The sequence below is a fragment of the Oleiphilus sp. HI0117 genome, assembly GCF_001635235.1.
Map to the genome: position 1 here is coordinate 1 of NZ_LWGA01000840.1, position 2738 is coordinate 2738.

Consider the following 2738-nt stretch of genomic DNA (forward strand, 5'->3'; position numbering starts at 1 on the left):
ATAATTCAATGCGGTGTTGGCATTTAAAATAAATGTGTTAATATACGCCGCGTCTTGAGGAGAGATGGCCGAGAGGCTGAAGGCGCGCCCCTGCTAAGGGCGTATGGGGTAACACTCATCGAGGGTTCGAATCCCTCTCTCTCCGCCATTTAAATTAGGATGGCAGTTTTAAAGTTTAGCGGCTGTAGCTCAGCTGGATAGAGTACCTGGCTACGAACCAGGCGGTCGGAGGTTCGAATCCTCCCAGCCGCGCCACTTTAAAACATTCTTGATCAGCATCTAATGCGGCTGTAGCTCAGCTGGATAGAGTAACTGGCTTCGAACCAGTTGGTCGCAGGTTCGAATCCTGCCAGCCGTGCCATATTATTTCTCCTTTAAACCTATCTTATTTAACGCTTCTGTTAATTTAATATCCCTACTATACAGTTAAAAATTGTATTAAATCGTATTGCCTACAAACGCTAGAAAAGGTACATTACGCTCGCCTAGTAACATGTGTTACATTTGGGTGGTTTTTAGGATAATTTCCTTGTTATCAACAACAAATTGATTAGGTAGTCAGAATATGACTGATTTAATGTCTGAAGCAATAAACTTGATGTTGGTGGGTATGGGATTCGTTTTTGTATTTTTGACGATCTTAGTTTTTGCTACATCGTTCATGTCAAAAATGATTTTGAAATATGCGCCAGCACCTGAGCCTAAAGCTCCAGCTGCATCGCCAGTAACTCAAGCATCTAATGATGCGCAACTGTTAGCAGTACTCTCTGCTGCAGTAGACAAATATCGCTCAGACCACAAGAAGTGAGCGTGAATAAAATTTGAACCTTTAACAGAAGGCTTGATAGAAAATGACGGATTCGAACAAAAAACTCGGAATCACTGATGTCGTACTTCGTGATGCACATCAATCTTTATTAGCAACGCGTATGCGAATTGACGATATGCTGCCAATTGCTGAAAAGCTAGATCAGGTAGGCTATTGGTCACTTGAATCTTGGGGTGGCGCTACATTTGACTCCTGTATTCGATTTATTGGTGAAGATCCATGGGATCGTATCAGAGAATTGAAGAAAGTCATGCCTAATACTCCGCAGCAAATGTTGTTGCGAGGTCAAAATCTGTTAGGTTATAGACATTATGCTGATGACGTTGTTGATAAGTTCGTAGAGCGTGCTGTAAAAAATGGTGTTGAGGTATTCCGTGTTTTTGACGCGATGAACGACCCTCGCAACCTGGATCGTGCGCTTAAAGCTGTTAAAGCAAACGGCGGTCATGCTCAGGCAACGCTTTCCTATACAACAAGTCCTGTACATACTTTGGAAAGCTGGGTTAGCTTAGCGAAGCAGATTGAAGACTTGGGTGCAGATTCTATCGCTATTAAAGATATGGCCGGTACATTAACGCCTTATGCTGCTTCTGAGTTGGTTGGGCGTTTGAAAGCTCAGACTGATCTAGAAGTTCAATTACATGCACACGCGACTTCTGGCTTGTCAGATATGACAATTCTTAAAGCGGTTGAAGCAGGTATTGACCGTGTTGACACGGCTATTTCTTCAATGGCAATGACATACGGCCATACTGCGACTGAAAGTGTGGTTGCGGCATTGGCAGGTACTGGTCGTGATACTGGCTTGGACATGAAGCTTCTTGAAGAGATTGCTGCTTACTTCCGTAAGGTTCGTAAGAAGTACGCTAAGTTCGAAGGTTCATTGCGTGGTACTGATTCGCGAATTCTGATTGCCCAGGTTCCTGGTGGCATGTTGACCAACATGGAAAACCAGTTGAAAGAGCAGGGTGCTGCAGACAAATTTGATGCAGTGCTAGAAGAAATTCCACGTGTTCGTGAAGATCTTGGTCATATTCCTCTTGTAACACCTACTTCTCAGATTGTTGGAACCCAAGCGGTTCTGAACGTATTGACTGGCGAGCGCTATAAATCAATCTCTAAAGAGACTGCGGGTATTCTTAAAGGTGAATACGGTGCGGCTCCAGCTCCTTATAATAAAGAGCTACAGGATCGCGTTTTAGATGGTGGTGAAGCAATTACTTGCCGACCAGGAGACTTGCTTGAGCCAGAAATGGACAAGTTGACTGAGGAAGTTAAGAAACTTGCTGGCGAAAAAGGTATCAAGCTTGCTGATGAGACGGTCGATGATGTTCTGACTTATGCTCTGTTCCCTCAGATTGGTCTTAAGTTCCTAGAGAATCGTGACAATGCAGATGCATTTGAGCCGGTTCCAAGTGAAGATGACGTAAAAGCGGCAGCTAAGGGTGGTAAGGAAGTTTATACCATTAACGTTAGCGGTCAGTCTTACGTTGTTGAAGTTGAGGAAGGCGGTGATATCACAGGTATGGTTCCAGTTACTGGTGGTGCTCCTTTACAGGCTTCTGGTGGTGCGCCAGCAGCGGCTGCTCCTGCGGGTGGTGGTGATCCGGTTCCAGCTCCGTTAGCAGGTAACATCTTTAAGGTTGTTGCAACGCCTGGTCAAGTTGTTCAAGAGGGTGACTTGCTGTTGATTCTTGAAGCAATGAAGATGGAAACAGAAGTACGTGCACCACGAGCGGGTACTGTTGGAACGATTAGTGTCTCTGTTGGCGACTCAGTTGCCGTTGGCGATACTTTGATGACCTTATAAGGGTAGTCTGACAATGGAAAATATACTTAATTTATGGACCGGTAGTGGTCTTTATAATATCTCTATCGGCCAGTTCTCGATGATCGTTATTTGTCTCGG

2 protein-coding genes and 3 tRNA genes are annotated in these 2738 nt (G+C 44.5%); all 5 read left to right on the forward strand.

Going from position 1 to position 2738, the window contains the following annotated elements; translation table 11 throughout:
• Nucleotides 1-58 precede the first annotated feature (58 nt).
• Nucleotides 59-148 (forward strand) — tRNA-Ser (locus A3757_RS14245).
• Nucleotides 149-178: 30 nt separating this feature from the next.
• Nucleotides 179-255: transfer RNA gene (locus A3757_RS14250), tRNA-Arg, on the forward strand.
• A 29-nt stretch (nucleotides 256-284) separates the two neighbouring features.
• Nucleotides 285-361, forward strand: a tRNA-Arg gene (locus tag A3757_RS14255).
• A 204-nt stretch (nucleotides 362-565) separates the two neighbouring features.
• Complete coding sequence (locus tag A3757_RS14260) at nucleotides 566-808, forward strand: OadG family protein (RefSeq protein WP_068507869.1); 243 nt, start codon at nucleotides 566-568, stop codon at nucleotides 806-808.
• Nucleotides 809-851: 43 nt separating this feature from the next.
• The gene (gene oadA / locus A3757_RS14265) at nucleotides 852-2639 is read left to right on the forward strand and encodes a sodium-extruding oxaloacetate decarboxylase subunit alpha (RefSeq protein ID WP_068507867.1); all 1788 of its coding nucleotides are present in this window, start codon (nucleotides 852-854) and stop codon (nucleotides 2637-2639) included.
• The last annotated feature ends 99 nt before the right edge of the window (nucleotides 2640-2738 follow it).

Bases quoted from the DNA above. Each gene is read 5' to 3' on its own strand.
- A3757_RS14260 (WP_068507869.1), top strand. From the start codon at position 566: ATGACTGATTTAATGTCTGAAGCAATAAACTTGATGTTGGTGGGTATG.
- oadA (WP_068507867.1), top strand. From the start codon at position 852: ATGACGGATTCGAACAAAAAACTCGGAATCACTGATGTCGTACTTCGT.